Source organism: Imperialibacter roseus (assembly GCF_032999765.1).
In the GTDB taxonomy this organism is placed as follows: Bacteria; Bacteroidota; Bacteroidia; order Cytophagales; family Cyclobacteriaceae; genus Imperialibacter; species Imperialibacter roseus.
On the sequence record NZ_CP136051.1, the window covers coordinates 6,597,268 to 6,618,585 of the forward strand.

Below are 21,318 nucleotides of genomic sequence, written 5' to 3' on the forward strand. Positions count from 1 at the left end.
CCCAGCCCAATTGGGGAAACCTAAAGGGCGACACAATGACCATTAGTAGGCCCCTTTAGGGGTAGGGGTGAAATGCTCTTAACTAAATAGCATTTATAACAACAGTTTAAGTTCAAACGCAACTTAGTAGTGTTCGGTTATTAATAGCCTTGAAATTTATGCGATTAGTTGGTCAATGGCAATGGTAAGTTTTTAATATTCAGCGTTTACACCATCAACCATAATGTGTATATTTGCTTCTTAATCAGAATCTGTAGCGTGAAGCTTGCCCAAAGAACCATTAATTCTATCATCGACGAGAACTTCGTGTTCGCTAAAGTGCTCGACTACTTTGGGGTGGCTTTCTACAAATACTCGGGGCATACTTTGGAGGCTCTTTGCAAAGAAAAAAACCTTCCTTTGGATAAGGTACTTCGCAATATGGAGCGCTACAAGCCACAAAGCCAGTTTGACAAAAACACCATTTCCACCTATCCGGTTGATCTGATCATTGAATACCTGAAGCATTCACACCACATATTCATCAAGCAAAAACTGCCCTACCTGGCCCGCCTTATCAATGGGCTTGATCAGCGATCTGCTGTGAGCAAGACATTGGCTGACGACCTCAAGTTTGTTTTTCCCCTGTTTCTGGAAGACTTCATACACCACGTGTACGAGGAAGAAGACACGCTTTTTGCTTATGTGAATTCGTTGTATAAAGTTCAGCAGGGCACCATGCCTTCAAGTAAATTGTTCTACATGCTGGAGTCGTACTCTATTCAGGAGGCGGCGCTCGATCACGACCATACGGAAGATGAATTGAAAGGCATAAGAGAAATAACTGGTGATTACCAGCATAACCCTAACAATGACCTTCACCTGAAGGTTATTTATGAGGAGTTCAAGGCATTTGACAAAGAGTTGGTACAACATGCGTCTATTGAGGACGAAGTGCTTTTCCCCAAGGCGCTCATGCTTGAAAAGAGTGTGCAGGAGTTGATCAACAGAAAAATCCGCTGGAACTAGCACATGGGGCGTATTCTTGCCATTGACTACGGAGGCAAAAGAACTGGTATAGCCGTCACCGATCCCTTACAACTGATTGCCACACCGCTCGAAATGGTTCGATCGCATGAACTTATTGCGTTTTTAAAGCAATATTTGCAAAAGGAAACTGTGGATGCTTTCGTGGTGGGAATGCCAAAAAAACTGGACAATACCGACACCAATGGCACATTGCTCGTGAATAGGTTTCTGGTGCAGCTCAAAAAGGAATTTGCAGAAATGCCCGTTCATTTGATTGATGAGCGCTTCACCTCCAAAATGGCCATGGACACCATGATTGCCGGGGGCATGAAGAAAAAGGACAGAAGAATTAAAGGAAACGTAGATAAAATAAGTGCAGTGATTATACTGCAGTCGTACATGGAGAGTAATAGATTATGATTTACCCTATAGTAGTATATGGTGATCCCGTATTGAGGAAGAGGGCGGCTGATATAGAAAAGGGATCTGATGTAAAGCAGCTTGTGTTGGATATGTTTGAAACCATGCGAAGTGCTAGCGGCATTGGGTTGGCAGCGCCGCAAATAGGCATGTCTATCAGGCTGTTTGTGGTGGATGGGTCACCGCTTGAAGAACCCGAATTGTCGGGATTCAGGAAGGTGTTCATCAATGCCAAAATTGTAGAAAGAGATGGCAAGCCTGTCGTGATGGAAGAAGGTTGCCTGAGCATTCCCGGCGTGAGGGACGATGTGCAACGGCCGGACAGCATCACGGTGAACTACTACGACGAGCACTGGAAAGAATATACAGAGACGTACGAAGGCATGAAGGCCCGTATTATTCAGCATGAGTACGACCACATTGAAGGCGTGCTCTTCACTGACCATCTCACTGCTTTCAAAAAGAGGATTATCAAGAATAAACTTGTGAATATCAGCAGGGGCAAAGTGTCGGCTGACTATCGTTTGAAAATTCCCGTGAAAAGATAACTGCATGACGCCCATTTCCTCGAAGCTGCCAGACGTAGGTACCAGTATTTTCACAGTGATGTCGAAACTGGCGCTGGATGAGGGGGCCGTTAACCTTTCGCAGGGGTTCCCTGATTTCCCTATTTCGGAAGAGCTGGCAGAGGAAGTGATGAAGGCCATGAAGGCCGGGCTGAATCAGTACGCCCCCATGCCTGGCTACCCACCTCTTTTGAAGGCGATTTCGGAAAAAGTACAACACACTTTCGGCTGGACGCCCGATCCGGCAACCGAAGTGATGGTAACGGCCGGCGCTACCGAGTCGATCGTGTGTGCTATCCTTACCCTGGTAAAGGAGGGCGACGAGGTTATTGTGTTTGAACCGGCTTACGATTCGTACCAACCTTGCATTGCCCTGGCAGGCGGCACTATGGTGCCTATTCCCCTCAATTTTCCGGATTACAGCATTCCGTGGGATCAGGTAGAAGACAGCATTACGTCCCGCACCCGCATGATTGTGGTGAATACGCCGCACAACCCCAGTGGTGCCATTTTGGCGGAGAGTGACCTGGAGCAGCTGGAACGCCTGGCCCATAAGCATGGGATTTACATCCTCGGCGATGAGGCCTATGAACACATCATTTTTGAAGGTAAAAAACACCACAGCCTGCTCTCAAGGCCCAGCCTGAAGCCCTGGGCCATTGCTGTGTTCTCCTTCGGAAAAACCTTTCACGTGACGGGCTGGAAAATAGGCTATATGGTCACCCACCCTGAGCTGATGGTGGAAATGAAAAAGGTACACCAATTCCTCACATTCAGCGTTAGCACGCCGATGCAAGCTGGCATTGCCGCTTACCTGAGCTCGGGCGATCATTATTCGGGCATTGGCCCCATGTTTCAGAAAAAGCGAGACCTGTTTCTCGATTGTATCAAAGGCACCGACTGGAAACCGCTGGCCAGCCACGGCACGTATTTCCAGGTGGTGTCGTATGACGAAATAACAAAAGAGAATGACTACGACCTGGCTATTCGTTTGACCAAAGAAATGAAAGTGGCCAGCATCCCGGTGTCGGTGTTTTATCACAACCGCACCGACCACAAAGTATTGCGGTTCTGCTTTGCCAAGCAGGACGAAACCATCATTCAAGGAGCCGAAAAACTATGCAGGATCTTAAAGTAGCCCTCATACAAGCCGATCTTCATTGGGAAAGCATTGAAGCCAACCTCCACATGTTTGAGGAAAAAATATGGAAGATCAGGAACAAACCGGACATCATTGTGCTGCCCGAAATGTTCACCACAGGCTTTAGTATGAAAGCCAAGGAGCTGGCTGAGCCCATGAACAGCAAGACCTTCCGCTGGATGAAGCAGCAGGCAGCACAGACTCAGGCGGCGATACTTGGCAGCTATATCGTGACAGAAAAGGGCCAGTACTACAACCGCTTCATAGCCATGCTGCCTGATGGCACCCACCATCAGTACGACAAGCGCCACCTGTTTGCGCTCGCTGGTGAGGCCGATGGATTTACTCCGGGCACTGAACGGCTGATCTTTGAATGGAAGGGCTGGAAAATTTGCCCCATGATCTGCTACGACCTGCGCTTCCCCGTGTGGGCCCGCAACAAATGGGAAGACGACACAGCCGCTTTCGATCTGCTGGTGTACATGGCCAACTGGCCAGCGCCGAGAGTCAATGCGTGGGACACGCTACTTCAAGCCCGAGCCATAGAAAACCTGTCGTATTGTATTGGCGTCAACCGCATAGGAGTGGATGGCGTGAAAGCGCAGTACCGGGGACATTCCGCCGCCTACAACCACAAAGGTGAAGAGCTCGTTTTCAATGAGGGCAAAGAATGTATACTGGAGGCAACCCTTAACTACGAGGAAATGGCTGCTTTCAGAAACAGGTATCCTTTCTATAAAGAGGCGGATGAGTTTGAGGTGAAATAGCCCGACGACGCACTAAGCGATGGAACCTCTTATTTGAGGCTCCATATTAAAACAGCCCTGGTTTCGATGCTTCTATAGTTGGTGTGGTGCCTCTTCCAAATTGCCCACTACAAGTACCTCTGCAAATGCTTCTTGAAATACGCCGCACTGTCGGCGATGCTCTGCATGGAATTGGTGGCGAAGTTGCCCCCCTGCTCCAGATAATAGTACTCCAACGCATCGGCGTCGATGGTCGATAGCATTTTGATGTAGTCGATGGAGCCGTTGCCCAGCTCGGAGTAATCCTGGGTCACTTTGTCCATGTCTTTGATATGCCACATCACGTAGCGGCCCGGGTTGGCAGCAATAAGCTCAGCAGGAGTTGAGTTGGAGGAGCGCACCACCCAGTACATGTCCATCTGTAATTTGACAAGCTGGGGGTCTGTCTCGCTCAGAATGATGTCATACCCTTTAACACCATTGTGCGGAGCAAACTCGAAGTCGTGGTTGTGGTAGGCAAAGCCGAGCCCGGCCGATTGCACCCGCTCGCCCATTTGGTTGAGCTTGTCGGCCAGCGCTTTGAAATTGTCGGGTGTGCGGTAGTCGGGTGCCAGCCAGGGCCAGGTGATGTATTTGGCGTCGATCACTTTGGCGCCCTCTATGCACTGGTCGAGGTAGCCGAGCAGCGTGTCCATGGGCTGATTGAAATACGAAGAAAAATCATAGTGCCCGCTGGTGGCGGTGAGTTGCAGGTCGTTCAAAAGCTTTTTGAAGTCGGCGGCCTTCATGCCGTAATAGGTGCCTTTTGCGCCGTCGTAGCCGTAGATTTCTGTGTCCCGATAACCCAGCGCCTTCACCTGTTTCAGGGTGCTGACCGGGTCTTTGGCCATGGCATCCCTGATGGTGAAGAGCTGCAAGCCCATTTTGAATTTTGGCTTCCTGGCCGCTGAAAAGCCAGTGAGTGGCACCAGCGCAGCTGCCGACAGCGCACCGGCAGACTTAACAAATGTTCTTCGATTCATCTTCAATTCTTGAGGGTGTTTAAGTTTCTCAATTTACCATTAATAGATGGAACCTTGAGGTGTCATTTGTAACAAACTGGTGTGGTGATGGGGTGACTGGGAGTGACATTGCTGCTTTGGTGCGAAGGGTGCAAGCCCGTCGCATGGATATGACACTCCGTCCGGATCCTTACAGAGCGTGTGCTTGACAGCGGGTAACTGTAACGACATCTCCAGTCCCGGTAGGGACGACATGGCGGTAACGCTAACAAGCGGCTGGGTAACAGAGTGAGTGCCGTAGGTACGGTATATAGAATAGTGGGGGCTAATAGACCCGAGTGGCCAGCAAAGGATCGACGTTTGAGCGATAACGGAAACGGGGTGTGTAAAAATGGCGATTGCATCGGCCGCTTGGTTGCGGTTAATTGGAGACAAATCGGGTAGGAAAGCTGCGGGCTTCAAGAAAAAATCCACAAGCCAACCCGGCCAGGATGCGCTATTATCGTTAAACTTTTGGGAGATCAGCCATCTGGCATAGCCCATATACATTGACAGCGCCCCTTGGGATGCGCAAATTACTGTTATTCAAGCCAACCAAGTATGCGTTAATAATTTACTTTTCTGGCAGAGGAGTATGTTCATATGGTCTCCAAAATTCTTCATCCGTCCAGTCTGGAATCTGCTCGTTGCGCCATTTTAAAGCGTCAAATGGGTACTTTTCTGGAAAATCCACATAAATAAGGTATCCCTTAAAATCAAAGACAAATTTGCTATCAAAAGGAAAAAAAAATGCATTATGTTCGGCATAATCTCTACCCAATAACATCTGATATCTTTTCTGCTCTACATCTACAACCACTGCTGTGCTTTTTTGCCGGTCCCAAAACCGGGTGCCTAGAATTGACTTACCATCGGGCGAAATTGCTAAAATATCTGTGTTAGCCGCAATCTTAACTGAATCCTGCAAACTCCTCCAGGGCGCCATATATATGTCTTTGTTGCTGAATCCATTGTAGCCATCTTTCCGGCCTATGGTAAAAAACAAGTTGTCGCCTACCAAATAGCTATCAGAACAGTGCATGCAAGGAATGTATTCCCTATTGATTTTCCCTTGACCGATCTCACTTAAATCATATACCATTATACGGTTATCCTGCTCAGGGTTGTAGTAATCGGCGTAGGTATTTAGCGTATTGACCAACAAGTATCGACCTCCCGTACTAAACGAAATATGTATCTTCTTATCCGCATTGTAGACGCTGTCTAGAAAATATTCGTGTCCCGAGTCATAAATAAAAAGCCTGGAATAACCATAGTCACTTGTGTCGTCAAAGTAGTCTTTGCAATAAAAGAAGAATCTACCATCTACAGATCTAGTTGTAATGTAGCCGGTTTCATCGGACTCTTTATCCGGTATTGCAAAGGAATAATTTTTCGAAGCGTCTATAAGAGTATTATTTTGAATGAACAAAATTTTTCCCTTTCGGTCCTTTAAGTTCTCATAGAAGAAAAACACTTTTTCTGAATCAGACCCTATTGAGTATAATGAAAAGCGTTCGACATCAAACTTTTCAAAATTATATGCCTTAACATGTTCCTTTGCCTTGCTAAAACCTACCTCTTGAGCAACCAAACCATGGTTGGTCAGAGCAATGAGCGAAACAAATACTAGATAAATTTGATTAGTTATATTCATACCATTTCAATCGCTTTGTTGCACCTACGTAATCAACATTTCTACACAATGGAGCTTCATTATTTCTGGCTCCTGTACCACATTCCAAAACTCTTGGTACTTTTAACACATTTCTACTTTTTCTTGCAAATGATTCACCCCATTTTTGAGTGCTTTCACTGATGTCAATCAACCCGCCTGGAGTAATCATCATCACGTGTCCGCTGGATCCATCGGAGCTTAAAAGAGTTCCAACAATGATGCCACCTGCATCAGCTTTGTCTTGAAGCCCTTTAAAATATACTTCCCAATCTTCATCATCCTTTTTTTCAATTTTAGTAAACCGGGAACTTAAATCAGGTTTAGATGAAAGAATATCAAAATCTTCTTTGATGTTCTTCGCTTGCCCGGGGTTGGTGATATATCCTTTCGGGTAACTAACATCAAATGAATTCGCCGGATCATAAAAAGCACTTCCTTCCTTGGGAAACAATGCAGGATCTTCTTTCAAGATCAGTAGTGCAGATCGAACACAAACATTGCATGCTACGCTCGTTTGATTCCCTGTAAATTTAGTGCCAACCTTAGTAGCATTCTTCGTTTCTTCCAAAAATTCTTCTTTTTCGATCAGGTCGATCCATATGAGGGACGACTTGGAAATCCAGTGTCCTTCTATTTCACTTTTTTCTCCCGACACCTTAATGTAGATACCAAAATACTTGTCTGCAGCAATTTCCGTATCGGTTTCGTAAGTCTTTTCTGATGAATTCCCCAAAAAAGGAATTTTCAAAGCCGTATAATCGTTGAGTAACCTGTAGTTTCTCTCCGTCGCAAAACCTTTTACTTGAGTGATATTACTCAATGTTGTAAACTCAACCTCTCCAGTACTTTTTACATTCATTTTCGCAACATCTTTATCATTGCTATCTCTTACAACATCTAAGAGGGCAACTTGAAGGCCCTGGGCCAAGATATTTGTCTTCGGTTCCGGGGTAATTGTCTTATAAGGGGATTCCTTTTCTCGATACCAAGCATCGCTGTCGGTTACAAAATAGTCATAGATGTAATCAGGTACTTCTTGGACTGGTTGTACCGCTTCAACAACTTCATAACTCTCATATCCGTTAGTATAGATATCATCTGTCGTGACGGTGAGCTTGATAAGATAGTTCCCAGCTTCGACAAATTCATCGAGCGAATTTGTACCTTGCCAACCTTCACTGGTATCTCGTCCATCTTTGAAAACAACCTGGTCGCCAACGGGAAGGCCGAAGAAGGCAATAACATCTAACGTGTCCTCCTCTGTTAACCGGAAGATTTCGAGTTTACTGAAGTTGAGACTAAGAGTATCCTTTATGCTGTATGTTATCCCAACTCTCTCCTCCCCGGATATGAAAATGTTCTGAACCGTATTGATAACCACAAGATCTGCATTCCTACCAATCCCGTCTATTACAGATATCACTTCAGTTGTATCTCCAACTATTAAAGCACTATCCACTTCTATTTCAACAATGAGCTGAGACTCTTCCACCCTCTGCAGCGCCGCTATCAGCGCACTCACCACGGTTTCTTTGGCTTCGTTGGGCGTGGCGAAGGTAGTGGAGCCTAACTGCTGCTGGCTGGTGGAGACGGCAATAGAATCTACCTCGGCCTGGCTGATACTAAGCAGCTCATAGACCGTCGATGTTTTGCCCGTTAGCTCCAGCCGGGTGGTGTAGCCAGTTGGAGGCCCTTCTGTGGCTACTGGGACAAAGATGATTTTGGCAGCCAGCAGGTTGTCGTTGTCGGCCTTGTTGATTTTGTTGAGACGCTGCTGCCGGAAGATCCTGGGCCAGAACTCATCGCTCTCGATATAGCCGATGGTGAGCACCTGGATATTGTTGCGCTGCATGAAGCCGTCGGTAAAGGCGGTGAGGCGCTCGTCTTTGGCAATGCGGCCCAGGGCCAGGGAATGCGTGAGCCGGGGCAGGTCAAACAGGCCTTTCATGATGTTGCGGGCTTCTGCCTCCGATATGGTGACATTGTCGAGGGTGTCGCCTTCTTGTGGGGGAACTGAGGGCTGCTGGGCATGACTTTGAGGCACAATTGCCAGCAGAAGCATCCATAAAATCAGGTAAAATGCAGGGCTATATACCTTCGATATCATGCCTGTGGAGATGAAATTAATAGATGGTATCCCGCTATTTTAAAAAATGATTTATATAAAACCCCTGGTAAAACTGTCTCCATCCGGCTAAAAATAGGTTCTATGCTGAAATAATATAATGAGATATTAAAATACGTACTTATTTTTTATTTGCAAATAGGCGTTGGGTTTTGAGGGAGAAAGTAGCGACAGAAACACAAGGTGAGGTTTGAGGTGATGGTGCTTTGGTGCGAAGGGCTAGCACCCTTCGCAGTGGTATTCCGCCCTTTCAGGGCTCGAATTCGACCTGCCTTAGCGGCACCGCCAGTCCCGTTAGGGACGACATGGCGGTAACGCCAAAAGTAGCGCAGTGGAGTAGAGCGAGTGCCGTAGGTACGGCATATAAAGTATCGCCGTGGCGTGGCTGCTTTGGTGCGAAGGGCTAGCACCCTTCGCAGTGGTATTCCGCCCTTTCAGGGCTCGAATTCGACCTGCCTTAGCGGCACCGCCAGTCCCGTTAGGGACGACACAGCGGTAACGCCAAAAGCAGAGAAGCAACGCAGAGCGAGTGCCGTAGGTACGGCATATAGAAGCGCCACCTGGCGCAACAGAAGAGGGAACGATGCCTTGTCAACCCGAGCCAATCGAAATAGAAGCGCCTTTTGGCCATCAATTCAGCTGGGTCTCAATTAAATACAGAATAATGAGTATTGACCTTGAAAGGAACTCCCAGTATCTTAAAGGTAAAAAATGAAACCAGCGCTAACCTATTTATTTACCCTTTTGCTTCTGCCACTGCTTTCGCCCGGACAGAAAGTGTATGTAGTGGACTCGCTCACAAAAACTGTAAAGGGACAGCTGCCATTTGATGAACCTTTTATTTTAAAAGTACAAGACAAGCACCAGTCAATCGAGAAGGTCTTGCTATATCGACGATATTATAAAAATGGCGAACTAACCGACGAAAAGAATCCCCTAATTCAAATAAAACCCCAGACCGTTGAGCCCTTTTACCAGAAAGAGGCCAGGCATTTTGAAAATTATGCCTTCCTGGATATTGAAGCGCTTCCTCCAGACCTCACACTGGAGGTCAGATTGATACATAAGTTCAGGAAAGACCCCCTCATGGAGCTTTATGGCGTTTTTAATGAATTCAAGAATGGTGAGGACGATAAGGCATACAAAAAGTTGAATGCCCTTCTTACAAAATTACAACCTACCTTTAAAGATGCCCCTGTCACATCATTTGGATCAACGTGGATAACTGACGCCAACCGGGAAGTGGCCCAACTGAACCTTTCGCCTGAAGCAAGAGGTCAGGAGTTGCGCAAGGCCTATCACAAAGCAATCAAGGACTTCTACAGTGCCAATGTTGCGCCCGCCTTCAATTCTTTATATTCCGCCACTTTTTCACCAGCTGTTAGCCACCTGAATAAAGGTAATCTCGCCATTGTTGAAAAAGATGCTGCGCTCAGAAAGCTTAGCCCCGAGCTGGTGGCATTGCTCTGGAGTCTTTTCGATGCCGGCAAGCTTTCAGGGGTTTACGAGGGTAGCTATGGCCCCATCAATAGCACCGGTGGGCAGCCAGCCAAAATTTACGAACTTGAAAAGCGAATAGGCAACCTCTCCAGCTCCCTGAAATATTTCAACGAGCTGAGGGCGATGACTGAGTGGCTTCAGTTGAGAGACAACGTCAACACCTCAGTGTACACCGGCCTGCTCACTGATTTACGGGCGATCATTGTGCAGATGACATCCAACAAAAAGTTTTTGTCCGACCTCAACGGGGACCTGATGGAGATACTGGACTCAAGCGACCAGATTCGCTATACCACCTGGTTTTCGGGCACCAATGAAGTGCTAAGCTTGAAAACAAGAGGCACCTATTTCATTATTCCGGAAATAGGCTTGGTAAGCATCTTTGCCAATGGCACCAATGCCGACCAGCTATTTGTCAGGCCCACGTTTGGTGTATCTTTCTACCTGAGGCAAGTCAACAAGGAGATTCCCTATAAGCACCTGAAAAACCAATTTTTGCACCGCTTTTCATTTAGCCTTGCGCTTTCTGCCATTGAAATAAAAGATGATCAGTATAGCGACTTCTATAGCAAAATGTCATTACTGGGGGGTGCCAACTATAAACTGACTCGTTCACTCTCATTCACCACCGGCGTGGCCTTGCTCAACAAGAAAAACCCAATTCCTCTCATTATCGACAACGACCTGGTGATGCGATACTATGCAGGTATTAGCCTCGATGTGGATTTTGGCGCACAACTTTCGAAACTAACAGGAAAATTCGGTCTCTGATGAAAAAGAATATATACTACCCCATGATGTTATTTTGCGTGCTCGCCACCGCTTGTGTTGAGGACGAGGCACCAGCCATCAGTGACGTCATCACCATGAAGCTCTCAAAGTCGGAGGTGAAGGCCGATGGGTCATCCACCGTAAAAGTTACTCTTGAGCTAAATGCCGATACCGATCCCACACTGCGAACGGTAGTGGTAAAGTCCACTGGAGGCAGCTTTGTCGATGGTGAGGGGATCAAGATTTCTACGAAGGCCATCAAGAGAAATGAAAAAGTACTGGCAGAGGTATTCTGGCGGGCGCCAGCTTCATCAGGCAAAGTGGGCATTTGGGCCGAACCTGAGCTGCCTGAGTTTGGAGGGCTTTACGTGGTAAGCGACACCATCGCCGTGGTTGCTTCTCCTCCCAAAACTATTTCTCTAACGGCCGATGCTTTCAGCGTTTATACCAACTTTGATAGTGAGCTCACCTTATCGGGCCGGCTGCGAAACGAAGAGGGCAACGGGGTGGACAAGGGCACAAAAGTGCAGTTGATGGACTACTTCGAAGACTTTGGCGGCAGTCCGGGTGGTTCGTTCAGGGCAGAGTCGCTCAACAGTGACGGAGAGTCAAAAGTCTCTGCCATCTATTCCCCCGGAACTATTTCGCCCGATCAGTATATATGGCTGGTGGCTACCGCCCTCGACGCTGCCGGCAACGAGCTTGAAAATGTAAAAGACTCGCTAAAAGTATATGTAAAGCTAAAAACTGAATGACCATGAACATGGAAGCGCTAATCAAAGATTACAAAAAACTACTGGAAAAGCATGGTATCAGCAGCGTAGCTGTGGTACAATCCAGAAAAAAGAAAGCAGGAGCCACTGCAGCGGTTGAATGCCCGGAAGGCCAGACAAAGGTAAGGGTGGTGGGGCCTGACGGCAAGGTAACCTATGTGTGCATGTGAGGTTATTGGGCATGGGAAAGTGAGGGATGGGGCAGCAAAGCGGAGAATGTCGTCGGCAGGTGTCGGGGGGCCGTCTGTCTTATTGACTGTGAACTGCGGATCCGTTCCAATGCCCTGGCGAAATTCCTGGGGAGGGGACTGATCTTGCAGCGAAGGCCACTGTCAAGTTTTGAATATTTTGTATTTTCATTTCAAATTCGGAAATGCCCGGTTGATAAGCAATTGATCGAACCCATGAGTCTGGCCCTGGGTCGATTTAGAAGAGACGTTATTTTTATGTCACTGTACCCATTGGGATAAGGCGGTTTGTCCTGGGTAAACACACCAAACCAATACCATTCTGTTAGCCTGTTGCAGGTGTGCGTTCGTTTGCAAATTGATAACCTAAAATCACTACAGCTATGAAATTGTCACAACTGTTTACACGTGCCTTGCTGCCCTTGCTGCTAATCGGCTGTGCAAGCCCCAGAATGCAGAGAGATGTGAGCGAGGCGCATGCGAAAGACCTCCGATTCCTTATGGAGAACGATTCCATTCGTTTGATTGAGCTTGATGCTGCTAAAACTGAAAAAGCGGCGGTTGAGGCCATGCTTTTAGCCACTGAAGCGGAATTAGACGAGGCAAGGGCAATGATGGAGCGCTTTAGAAATGAATTGGCAGAACCAATAGTTGCCCGCAACCCAATAGATGAGGTGTATGATTCCCTGCTGGCTGTTTCCAGGCTCTACCGGCAGCGATACGTGGTGGCTAATGGCGAAATTAGCAGGCAGGAGCAATACCTGGCAGACACACTGGCTGCCAGGCAAATGGGCCTTAGACAGCAGATCAGCGAATTAAGCGAGGTGGAATTTGATGGAGAGCTATTGGTGAATTGCCCTTCGACAATGCTGGAGACAGTGCCGGAAACTATTACTGCAGTAGTGAGCAAGGTATTAAACCGTCAGGAGATAATTGGGGCTATTGCGACGGCTCAAAATATTACTATCGATGAATCGGCTGACAATACCACTGCCTTTAGGGTCGTGCTCACAGACAAAATTCGCCTTTCCGTTGAGTTCGATCCGGCTGATTTCGAATTGTTGAGTGAGGCCAAAAGCTTTGAGCGAACACTTTCTGAGGACAGGGAAGAGTGGTTTGATTGGTACATCAAGCCGCTGCGCCCCGGTTCCAATAAGCAGCTGGTGTTTGTGCTGGAGAATCTGGGCAGCAACGGGGAATGGCTACAGAGGATCCCCGCTCAGCGCAGAGAGATAGAGGTGGGCGTAAAGGCCAGTAGCTTTTTCGTTAACGTGTGGGTGTTTATAAGAGAGAACCCGGAATGGGCTTTGACATCCATTATCATCCCCATTGTTACCTTCCTGGTGGGATGGTGGAAAGGTCGGAAGAAGAAGAAGAAAGAAGCGCCGGTATAAATACTCCGTGTCCGCCGGCGTACGGAGGAGCACAACCACAAAAAAAAATCCCGCACTCGCATGCGGGATTCTAGGTTGGGTTTTTACACCTAAGGGTACTTCTCATACTTCATCAGGTTCGTTGAACAATAGAGGAGCAGTAGTGTCCACATACTTGGAGTAGCTAACTCTTCCCATATTCTCTCTCATCTCTGCACTGGGCAAGAAACTGATCTTGTTGCGCTTTATGCTGTAGTTACCTACCTCATCAGGCGTGTCGTAGCCTTTGCTGCTGATGTTCATTCAACTATCCAAAACCCGATCAAAGACTCCAATCACTCTAAGCTGTTGGGCGGCATCTGCGGTCAGTACAATATCAGAATAGTTAGGATCGTCGGACAACGGTTTTAGGGTAATAGAATTGTGTTGCCAACCATCTCCGTCGATGGTTTTGCCGCTATGGTATTCTTTGACGGTATAGTTAGAGCCTGTGTCAGCATCTTGGAGGGAAGTGCTTTCGACAAGCACAATCTTTCCGTTTCTCGATCCGCCCTGGTATCTACGAAACAAACATATGGCGCCATCAGGTATTACAACGTTCATTGACCGGCCTACAACCTGACATGCGAACATATCCGTTTTCGGGCGCAAATCTGAAGGCAACTCAAGCCAATCTAACTCGTCCACTATTTGGGATTCACTGAAGTTGCCAGCCGCTGCTCTCAGATTGTAAATCGGGATGCAGTTTTCAAACGGCTTGGCTTCATCTTGTGTCAATATTCTCAGGGGCGATTTTTTATGGTGAAGGGCCTCTGGAATGTACTGAGCCATATATTTTCGGAGTTCAGCATCACAGATAAATATATAAGCACCTCTAATTCCCCTTAGCATAATAGTCTTGTAGATATTGATAATGTATGCCTTCAGCTGCTCGATATTGTTGATTGACATTTTGCCGTTTCGATCGAAATAATTTTCTTTTATTACCTCGATCTCTTTCTTGATTGGATTGTAGGTGATTTCGTTTCCAAAAATCACTCCAATGTAATTCAAGTCATATCCCTGGGTCGTATGAATACAGCCCACCTCGTCGATAGCACCTTCGGAAGTTATCCAGTCGGATGCGACACTATTCCAACGAAGCTTGGTGCCCTCAATCTCGATATCAGTCATGGTTCTAGTGTCATCACCCTTGGATACCCATTCCCAGGAATAGCCGGCGACCAGGCGAGACAGACCGTATTGTGATTCTTTGGCTTTTATTTCGCTTACAAGATCATCTATACTTTCGAAAAGCAAGACCTCAAATTCCTCGTTGTTCTGAAACTGATTAATAGTCGCTAGCCGACAGTCTAACAAGTCACTGACAAACTCGACGTAGTCATTCCCTCCATTTACCCTCAGCTGCGATTTCAACCCTAAGAAAGTGGTGTCTGGGCTGTTCTTCAACTTTTGGAAGTCTTCTGTTTTTACATCCGAAGGCTTGATCGACTGCGCCTCATCGTAGAAAAGTATACACTTCCTTGATTGAAGGAGCACCCAGTCTAATTCACTGCAACTCGCTTTGTCGAGTCCCAATTTTTCGCATGCTGAATCAAATGAGCCAAAATACGTACCCAAGTTGACTCTTCGGCGTAATCGATGTGCCTCGTCAACAATCAAAATATCATACTTCTGTTTTACAACTTCTGCGGGCCCAATGACCATTGACGAATTGAGTCCCTTTACATTCTTGAAAACTTTCTTTAGGGTGTTGCGAAATGAAGCCATTGGAACAACAAGTCCAATTTTTGGATCGGGGAACTTGACTCTCAATTCGCTTAAAGGGTCAGTAAACTCCTCTACTTCCTGAAATTCCCTAAAATTGAACGAGTTGTCAGGTGATTTTAGAATTTTAGAAAGGAACAAAGCTAAGATGGTCTTTCCTGTCCCAGCCCCGCCCTGAACAATCGTGTTTTTGTAGGTCTCGCTGAGCAAGCTATTAATTATTGCCAGTAGCCCATCCTTTTGGTCTTTGTTAAGCGTCTTATAGGGAGAATATTTGAATAAGTCTTAATTGTCGATATATTCAATAGAATGTTCTGTTATTCCCTCTCCCCGTAGTTTATTCCAAATCGACCTGAAGGTATCCCAGTAAAGTTCTCTTTTCTGGAAGTAGGTGTGATTTGCCAATCCCAGATTGCCATTAAGTAATGTGTATACACCATCTCCTGAGATGTATTTGATGAGATTTGATTCAATGTCAAGTGTGGCAGATTTATTAAACTTGACGCTTGATATTAAGTGAACAGTGGTAAGCGTCTTTTTTCTCTGATTTTTTAAATGGGCAGTCATTCGTGCGTCCACGTCAGTAGTTTCCCCCACATAGGCTTCTTTGACGTTATCATCACTTATAATGTAAACAATTGGCCAAAGGTCTTTAGCGAAGTATTCACTGCTTAGAACTCTAGTTAAATCTGAAGAAAATTCGTATCGCTTGATTTCGAAGCTATTGGGTAATATCATAGCTCATTGTATTTCTTTGCATTTCCCTTTGCCTTATCCACAGGGTATTTCTGACCATTGATCTTGATTTTCTCAAGGACAATTTCCTTGACATCAAACTCGTATTTTTCAGCAAGCAGAAAAGCATAAGCAAGAATATCTGCTAATTCCTCCTTAACCTTATTCCTGTTAGCATTTTCCGGAGTCTTCCAAAGAAATAGTTCCAACAATTCTCCAGCTTCCACATTAATTGCAAGAGCTAAATCCTTTGGGTTGTGAAATTGGGCCCAGTCTCTTTCATCTCTGAATTGAATCAATTCGCTGATAATTTTTTGAATTTCTGCCATTGACTTATTAGTTGGAAGCAATACGATTCTTTACGTTTTTAAATATACCGCAAAGAATCTCTTAAGTAAATATTTGAGGAGCAATGTCGATACTTTGACTCGTGGATTTATCGAAAGTGGCCATGTGCTTTGTGTCGTAAGACTCACTTTACTTTTTTGCATCGTCGTTGAAAACAATCAAAGAGTATTATCGCTAGTAGTTAGAGACTTCTCACCCGCACGAGGCCACCTAAGGCCAAGAGAATGACTGTCTGGTGGCGGTGCTTGCTTCGATTAGCGAAGACTCGCCCCATTTGTGTTGGTGTCAATCTGTGTGAAGGCATACATTTTAACGGGAGGGAAGAATCAACGTCTGTTTCAATCAACTGACATAATCTCTCAGCAGCATGTAGAGAGCTACGAGGCCTATCACAAGGTTGCCAGAGCCGAGGTTCATTGCCAATTCATTGTCGGCAACCCGAACTGTGGCGACGGCGAGGATGGTCATGACCACGGGTAAAAAGATAAACCAGCGATAGAGCAGGTTGATGCTGTCGATGGTTTTGTCTTGTCTCAGCAGGTGAATCCGCTTCAGCTTTCTGAAGAACACCGTTTTGTATACCACGACGTCGTCACCTTGTCTAATGATATTGAGATGGTTGGGCGGCACTCTGATATTGCCTTCAGTGGTGTGGATGATGACTTCTTCACTTGAATACTTGATTTTGTGCCTTACATAGTTAGCCGGGCGGGAGGTTTTGGTGACTTCTGCGTCAGTTTTGGAAAGGGGGAGCACCTGCTCCAGCACAAAGGGGAAGGCAATGAAGAAGATGGCGAGGTTACAACGCTTGATGAATTTGGCAGGTGTCACGGATAGCGGTTTTTCGGTGGTAATATAAGCCTAAGTGGCAGAAAAAAGCGAGGAATTGTAACAATGCAGCTAGGGAGAGAATGTGCTATGGAAGGGGGCTTCATTCCTTCGTCGAGTTCTACGTCGGCCCACTCCGACGTCACTTCGAAGTAATGGCAGTTGGTCTACAGGTTCTTCTTGTCTTAGGGGATTTCTCCGCTAAGGCTGCGAAAACGCTTCGCTGACTGGTGATTCCGTTTCGGACACAGACGGATTATTCCATATCGTAATATGGAATATTGTTGATAATGAAACGTCCATGCGATCGCTTCTCTAATTCCATCTTTTTCCACCGGTGCCTCCTTGCGTGAGGGACAGAGCCATTGTTGGAGCCCGCTGTTGGTGTTTTGTGCGTTGGGCGGCGACTGGTGAAGGCCCGACCCCTGCCGCCGACACGGATTATCGGGAGAGTGCTAACACTCCGGCGGCAAAGGGGACACGCCCAAAGCAATTAAAGTATTTGTTGATGGAGGGATTGAGGTGCTGTTTTCCCGTTCGTTTGGGAAGATTAAAGAGGTAACTACTTGCAGGGGCGCAGAGAGTAACCTCTTTAATTTGATGGCGTTGCGGAAGGGGGTTGCTTCGAATGGCGAGGGCTGGTCGGCTACTTTTAGGGGTGGCAGCAACCGACGGGTAATCGATCGGCATGCAAGCAGTTTATCTTATCGCTCCTTGCTTTTTCTTCTTTTTGTTTTTCTTATGTGAAGTTTTAGAGTGGCCAATGGCGTAGCGTTCCTGTGTCTGAATGGCCCTTCGTTTTCCCTGGCGGCTTAGGGTGGCGGTTTCTTCGGCAGCTGCCTTCTTCGGCATGCTATAGCGGCTGTAGTCAATCGTTTTTGTGCTCTGGTCATCTTCCCGGGCGACGGTGTCGCCGGTATGGGGAGCCACGGGCAGAGCGTCGGGTTGGACAGCTTCGGCAGCCATGTTCTGGCCGAATGACAACTGCGAAGAGATAAGTAGTACGGATAAGAGAATGGCCGATTTCATGTGCTTTCCTTTGGTGTTAAACAAAGGTAGCACCCCTCGTTCCGGCCTTTCTCGCAGAAATGCTGTACTTTCTACAGATGTACCATTCTTTGGCTTATTGCAAAAATTAGCGCTGCAGTCTTTGTTTTAAGGGGCGGACGGTGTGTTTTGTGGCGGTTCGAGAGGTTTATCGAGCAGTGCTTTTATTCTTTCAATATCCTTTTCCTGCACCCCAAACCTTTTGTTGACAAGCACGGGCAACATCACCGGCCCCAACGAATAGGCGGTTGGATTTCCCTTTTTACTTCGCATCACACTTTCCAGAAAACCGGTGATGCCACCCAGGGATTGGTAGGGCCCGTGTTGTTTGAATACCAGCACTACTTCCTCGGCTTCACCGAGCAAACGGCTGGCATATTTTAGGGTGGTAGTGTCGGCGTGGTTGTCGAGGTCGTACACCTGCCAGGCTGGCAACGGCCCAAAGGGGTGGCCGAAGCCAATTTGCTCCCTGGCGCCCAGCTGAATGTAAAACAATGCTTTCGTCATGGCCCTACAATGATACGTTTGGTAATGGCCTGGCTGCCAGACCTGATCCTTAGCAAGTAGAGGCCAGTGGGAAAGTTGCTCAGGTCAATCTCCGCCGTGGCAGTGCGGCTGAAGGACAGCTCCCCACTTAATCGCTGCCCGGACACGTTGTACAGTATGCCGACGGCATCGATGTTGGTGGTTACCCACAGCGTTCGGACGGATTCAAGCGGGTTGGGGAATACATTGACCTGAAGCTTTACTTCCTCACCGGGATTGCCCTGCTCGTTGGTGGCGGTGAAGGCCAAAAGTCCGCCCTGGGCGGTGCCGATGATCAGCTCGTTGGCATTGTCGCCGGTGAGGTCGGCGAGGGCTGGCCACAGCCTGCGGCCGGCATGCAGCGGCTGAGTGGCGTTGAGAATGGCATTGTAAAGCTGGATGACCTCTGGTGCAGAAGTGTTTGGCGAGGTAAAGTCGTGAATCAGCCGCAGCCCACCGGAGTTGTCGGCCAGGAGGAGGTCGGGCGAGCCGTTGCCATCTTCATTGACCACCATGGGCACGAGAAAGGTGCGGTCAGGCGTGCGGTCGATGCCCAGGTAGGCGTCGGTTTTGGTGTTGAAGCTAGGGGAGGTATTGCTGCCGCTGTTGAGCCACAGCGAGAGACGGCCGTTGCTTTGGCCCAGGAGCAGGTCCAGCCTGCCATTGCCATTGATGTCGTAGAAATAGGGGTAGTCGGTGGCGTTGATTTCGATGGCGAGAGGCAGGGCAGCAGAAGCGCTGAAGGTGTCGTCTTGGCTAGGAATCCAGAAGATTTTGAGGCCGAAAGTATTGAGGCCATACCCTTTGAGCACCAGGTCGGCGTGACCGTCTCCGTTCATGTCCACCAGCTGAAAGCTGAGGTTGGTGAGGCCCAGCTGGCTGAGCCCCATCCAGTCGGAAGTATTTAGCTCAAAGCTGCCATTGCCTTTATTTTGGAGCAGTGTGATGGTTGACCGGAAACTGCCGTCAACGGCGGGCAGGCCTTTGTTGGCGATGAGAAGGTCAGGCCGTCCGTCTCCGGTGGCGTCATAGGCAACGGGTACTGCATTTTCGCCCACATCAAGCATTTCATTTTGCAAAAAAGGCTCCGGGGCGACGAAGTCAGGCACTGCGCTGGTGCCGTTGTTGGCAAGCAAAAAACTTGACCGCCTATAGTCGAGGCCTGTCAGGTCTTCCCGGTGGTTCGAGGAGAGGATCAGGTCGGCCTGGCCGTCTTTGTTGAAGTCTGCGAGAAAAGTAGAGGGGAAAAAGGCGCCCTGGCTTGGCGAGAAATCAGGCAGGTACAGGTTCCGCTCCACGAAGCTGGGATCGGCATCGGTACCCTGATTGATCAGGTAGGTCAAACCGTCGCAGGTCTCCTGGCCAATGAGCGCATCCCGTTTCCCGTCACCGTTGATGTCGGCAATCAGGAAGGCCTTTCCTTCGATGTGCATTGTCCGGCTGGACGGGTCGGCGCAGGTGAAGGGCTCAAACTGATAGTTGCCGCAATTGCACTCAGAGAAGCCGCCCCAGCGCTGGTTAGTACGTACGTAGTCGAGACCGCAGTTGCCTGTGTTGTCGACGCTACGGTTTTCATACAGCTCGGCCGTTTGCCCGGAGCTGAAGTTGAAGGCGAGAATGTCGACATCGCCGTCGCCATCGATGTCCTGAATGGAGGGGATGTCTGACGGATTGACCAGGAGGTTCACGGTGTTATTACCCGATTGCGTGAAGAGCGGATCTTCTGTCAGCTCCCAGGCAGGGTACTCGCCGGCGTTGGAGGTGTTCGTGAAGACACGAACACCGAACGAAGAATAGGTAAACAGGTCTTTTTGTCCGTCGCAATTGTAGTCGATCAGAATGATCCAGTTCTCAAGGTCAGACGGGAAAAACTGAGCAAGGTCGGGCTGGTACACATACTGCCCGGCTTCGGTGGTGAACACTTTAACGACGTCGCCTGCCCGGTCGAAAACGACGAGTTCTTCGTCGCCATCGGCATTGGCATCAAACATAAAAAACTGTCCGGAGTGCATGCCACCAGCGAAGGGCTGGCGCAGCTGAATGCCTTTGGCGGTCAGTGTGAGATCCTCCGTCGGCCGGAAAACAGGGATGTCCTGGGCTACGACGGTTTCTGCCAGGGTTAAAATGGCAATGAGTATGATATGGAGAAAGCTGAGGCGCAAAAGGGTTTTGAGTGAGTTTGCTTTTGGTTAAGACAAAAATGGGGAGGAATTAGTTTTAAAAGAAAGGGCGGGGTAGGAAAGTGGGAGGCGGGTTGGACGATCGGATGTTCGGACGTTCAGATATTCAGACACTCGGACACTCAGATGGTCGGATATACAGACGTTCGGAGGTTCGGAGAGGAGACGGAAGGCCGAAGACAGGAGCTGGAGGCGTTGGTACGGCAAGGGGCCAGTAGCGTTGGAGCCGTCAGCCGCCCACCTATGCTGAGGGTTGCGGTGGGCTAGCGATGGTGGTAAAATGATGCCCCGTACAAGGGTAAAACGCTCTTTCAGGGTCCTCTGCGAGAGACCCCAAAAGGCGTTTTGTTCCATCCGTACAAGGTGCGTGAAGGCATGGCACCTTAACGACCACGACCATTTTTTGGAGCCACGAAGAAACAAATGCGCAAAGGTTGGCAACCTAGCGTTTGACGGCACTTGCAGCGTGGCTGGTGGCCGTACCGACACCTCAAAGCCCTGTAGGGGCGGAATAACCACAGGATGGCGGTGGCGCCCCATCCGAAAAAGGGTAAAACGC

20 protein-coding genes and 1 pseudogene are annotated in these 21,318 nt (G+C 48.0%); 9 read left to right on the top strand and 12 right to left on the bottom strand.

Annotated elements, in window-relative coordinates; all coding sequences use genetic code 11:
• Positions 1 to 258: 258 nt before the first annotated feature.
• Genes RT717_RS27820 through RT717_RS27840 form a run of 5 tightly spaced genes read left to right on the top strand, consistent with a single transcriptional unit; the run spans position 259 to position 3,902 of the window.
• Complete coding sequence (locus RT717_RS27820; RefSeq protein WP_317489574.1) at positions 259 to 1,008, top strand: iron-sulfur cluster repair di-iron protein; 750 nt, start codon at positions 259 to 261, stop codon at positions 1,006 to 1,008.
• Between the two features lie 3 nt (positions 1,009 to 1,011).
• Positions 1,012 to 1,428, top strand: a complete 417-nt coding sequence (gene ruvX, locus RT717_RS27825; protein ID WP_317489575.1) for a Holliday junction resolvase RuvX — start codon at positions 1,012 to 1,014, stop codon at positions 1,426 to 1,428.
• Complete coding sequence (gene def / locus RT717_RS27830) at positions 1,425 to 1,976, top strand: peptide deformylase (RefSeq protein WP_317489576.1); 552 nt, start codon at positions 1,425 to 1,427, stop codon at positions 1,974 to 1,976. The genes ruvX and def overlap by 4 nt, the downstream gene beginning before the upstream one ends.
• A 4-nt stretch (positions 1,977 to 1,980) precedes the next feature.
• Positions 1,981 to 3,132: a methionine aminotransferase gene (locus tag RT717_RS27835; RefSeq protein ID WP_317489577.1), complete on the top strand. Its 1,152-nt coding sequence runs from the start codon at positions 1,981 to 1,983 to the stop codon at positions 3,130 to 3,132.
• Complete coding sequence (locus tag RT717_RS27840; protein WP_317489578.1) at positions 3,114 to 3,902, top strand: amidohydrolase; 789 nt, start codon at positions 3,114 to 3,116, stop codon at positions 3,900 to 3,902. Before RT717_RS27835 ends, RT717_RS27840 begins: the two co-directional genes overlap by 19 nt.
• 107 nt (positions 3,903 to 4,009) lie before the next feature.
• Here RT717_RS27840 and RT717_RS27845 read toward each other — a convergent pair whose 3' ends face one another.
• The 3 genes from RT717_RS27845 to RT717_RS27855 all read right to left on the bottom strand — a co-directional run bounded on the left by RT717_RS27845 (position 4,010) and on the right by RT717_RS27855 (position 8,661).
• Positions 4,010 to 4,903 carry a sugar phosphate isomerase/epimerase family protein gene (locus tag RT717_RS27845; protein ID WP_317489579.1) on the bottom strand — a complete coding sequence of 298 codons (894 nt, stop codon included), beginning with the start codon at positions 4,901 to 4,903 and terminating at the stop codon, positions 4,010 to 4,012.
• Between the two features lie 592 nt (positions 4,904 to 5,495).
• Positions 5,496 to 6,578 (bottom strand): hypothetical protein, encoded by a 1,083-nt coding sequence (locus RT717_RS27850; RefSeq protein WP_317489580.1) that lies wholly within the window; start codon positions 6,576 to 6,578, stop codon positions 5,496 to 5,498.
• Positions 6,565 to 8,661, bottom strand: a complete 2,097-nt coding sequence (locus tag RT717_RS27855) for a hypothetical protein (RefSeq protein ID WP_317489581.1) — start codon at positions 8,659 to 8,661, stop codon at positions 6,565 to 6,567. The genes RT717_RS27850 and RT717_RS27855 overlap by 14 nt, the downstream gene beginning before the upstream one ends.
• Positions 8,662 to 9,435: 774 nt before the next feature.
• Here RT717_RS27855 and RT717_RS27860 point away from each other — a divergent pair.
• The 4 genes from RT717_RS27860 to RT717_RS27875 all read left to right on the top strand — a co-directional run bounded on the left by RT717_RS27860 (position 9,436) and on the right by RT717_RS27875 (position 13,350).
• Positions 9,436 to 10,995: a hypothetical protein gene (locus RT717_RS27860; protein ID WP_317489582.1), complete on the top strand. Its 1,560-nt coding sequence runs from the start codon at positions 9,436 to 9,438 to the stop codon at positions 10,993 to 10,995.
• The gene (locus RT717_RS27865) at positions 10,995 to 11,750 is read left to right on the top strand and encodes a hypothetical protein (protein WP_317489583.1); all 756 of its coding nucleotides are present in this window, start codon (positions 10,995 to 10,997) and stop codon (positions 11,748 to 11,750) included. The genes RT717_RS27860 and RT717_RS27865 overlap by 1 nt, the downstream gene beginning before the upstream one ends.
• The gene (locus RT717_RS27870) at positions 11,747 to 11,938 is read left to right on the top strand and encodes a hypothetical protein (protein WP_317489584.1); all 192 of its coding nucleotides are present in this window, start codon (positions 11,747 to 11,749) and stop codon (positions 11,936 to 11,938) included. The genes RT717_RS27865 and RT717_RS27870 overlap by 4 nt, the downstream gene beginning before the upstream one ends.
• Before the next feature lie 401 nt (positions 11,939 to 12,339).
• Positions 12,340 to 13,350, top strand: a complete 1,011-nt coding sequence (locus RT717_RS27875; RefSeq protein WP_317489585.1) for a hypothetical protein — start codon at positions 12,340 to 12,342, stop codon at positions 13,348 to 13,350.
• A gap of 102 nt (positions 13,351 to 13,452) precedes the next feature.
• On the opposite strand, the gene RT717_RS27880 is transcribed toward RT717_RS27875, so the two are convergent.
• The 9 genes and pseudogenes from RT717_RS27880 to RT717_RS27915 form a co-directional block, all read right to left on the bottom strand.
• Positions 13,453 to 13,632, bottom strand: a complete 180-nt coding sequence (locus RT717_RS27880) for a hypothetical protein (protein ID WP_317489586.1) — start codon at positions 13,630 to 13,632, stop codon at positions 13,453 to 13,455.
• On the bottom strand, positions 13,633 to 14,160 hold the full coding sequence (locus tag RT717_RS28615) for a S24 family peptidase (protein WP_394854146.1): 528 nt from the start codon (positions 14,158 to 14,160) through the stop codon (positions 13,633 to 13,635). It abuts the gene before it with no gap.
• A gap of 30 nt (positions 14,161 to 14,190) precedes the next feature.
• A pseudogene (locus RT717_RS28620) lies at positions 14,191 to 15,342 on the bottom strand (DNA/RNA helicase domain-containing protein); the annotation flags it as partial.
• 39 nt (positions 15,343 to 15,381) lie between these two features.
• A complete protein-coding gene (locus tag RT717_RS27890; protein WP_317489588.1) occupies positions 15,382 to 15,834 on the bottom strand; it encodes a GIY-YIG nuclease family protein in 453 nt (150 codons plus the stop codon).
• The gene (locus RT717_RS27895) at positions 15,831 to 16,160 is read right to left on the bottom strand and encodes a nucleotide pyrophosphohydrolase (RefSeq protein WP_317489589.1); all 330 of its coding nucleotides are present in this window, start codon (positions 16,158 to 16,160) and stop codon (positions 15,831 to 15,833) included. The genes RT717_RS27890 and RT717_RS27895 overlap by 4 nt, the downstream gene beginning before the upstream one ends.
• 361 nt (positions 16,161 to 16,521) lie before the next feature.
• On the bottom strand, positions 16,522 to 17,010 hold the full coding sequence (locus RT717_RS27900; protein WP_317489590.1) for a hypothetical protein: 489 nt from the start codon (positions 17,008 to 17,010) through the stop codon (positions 16,522 to 16,524).
• A gap of 696 nt (positions 17,011 to 17,706) precedes the next feature.
• Positions 17,707 to 18,036 carry a hypothetical protein gene (locus RT717_RS27905; protein WP_317489591.1) on the bottom strand — a complete coding sequence of 110 codons (330 nt, stop codon included), beginning with the start codon at positions 18,034 to 18,036 and terminating at the stop codon, positions 17,707 to 17,709.
• Between the two features lie 126 nt (positions 18,037 to 18,162).
• Positions 18,163 to 18,561 (bottom strand): hypothetical protein, encoded by a 399-nt coding sequence (locus tag RT717_RS27910; RefSeq protein WP_317489592.1) that lies wholly within the window; start codon positions 18,559 to 18,561, stop codon positions 18,163 to 18,165.
• Positions 18,558 to 20,741: a T9SS type A sorting domain-containing protein gene (locus RT717_RS27915; protein WP_317489593.1), complete on the bottom strand. Its 2,184-nt coding sequence runs from the start codon at positions 20,739 to 20,741 to the stop codon at positions 18,558 to 18,560. The genes RT717_RS27910 and RT717_RS27915 overlap by 4 nt, the downstream gene beginning before the upstream one ends.
• Between the last annotated feature and the right edge of the window lie 577 nt (positions 20,742 to 21,318).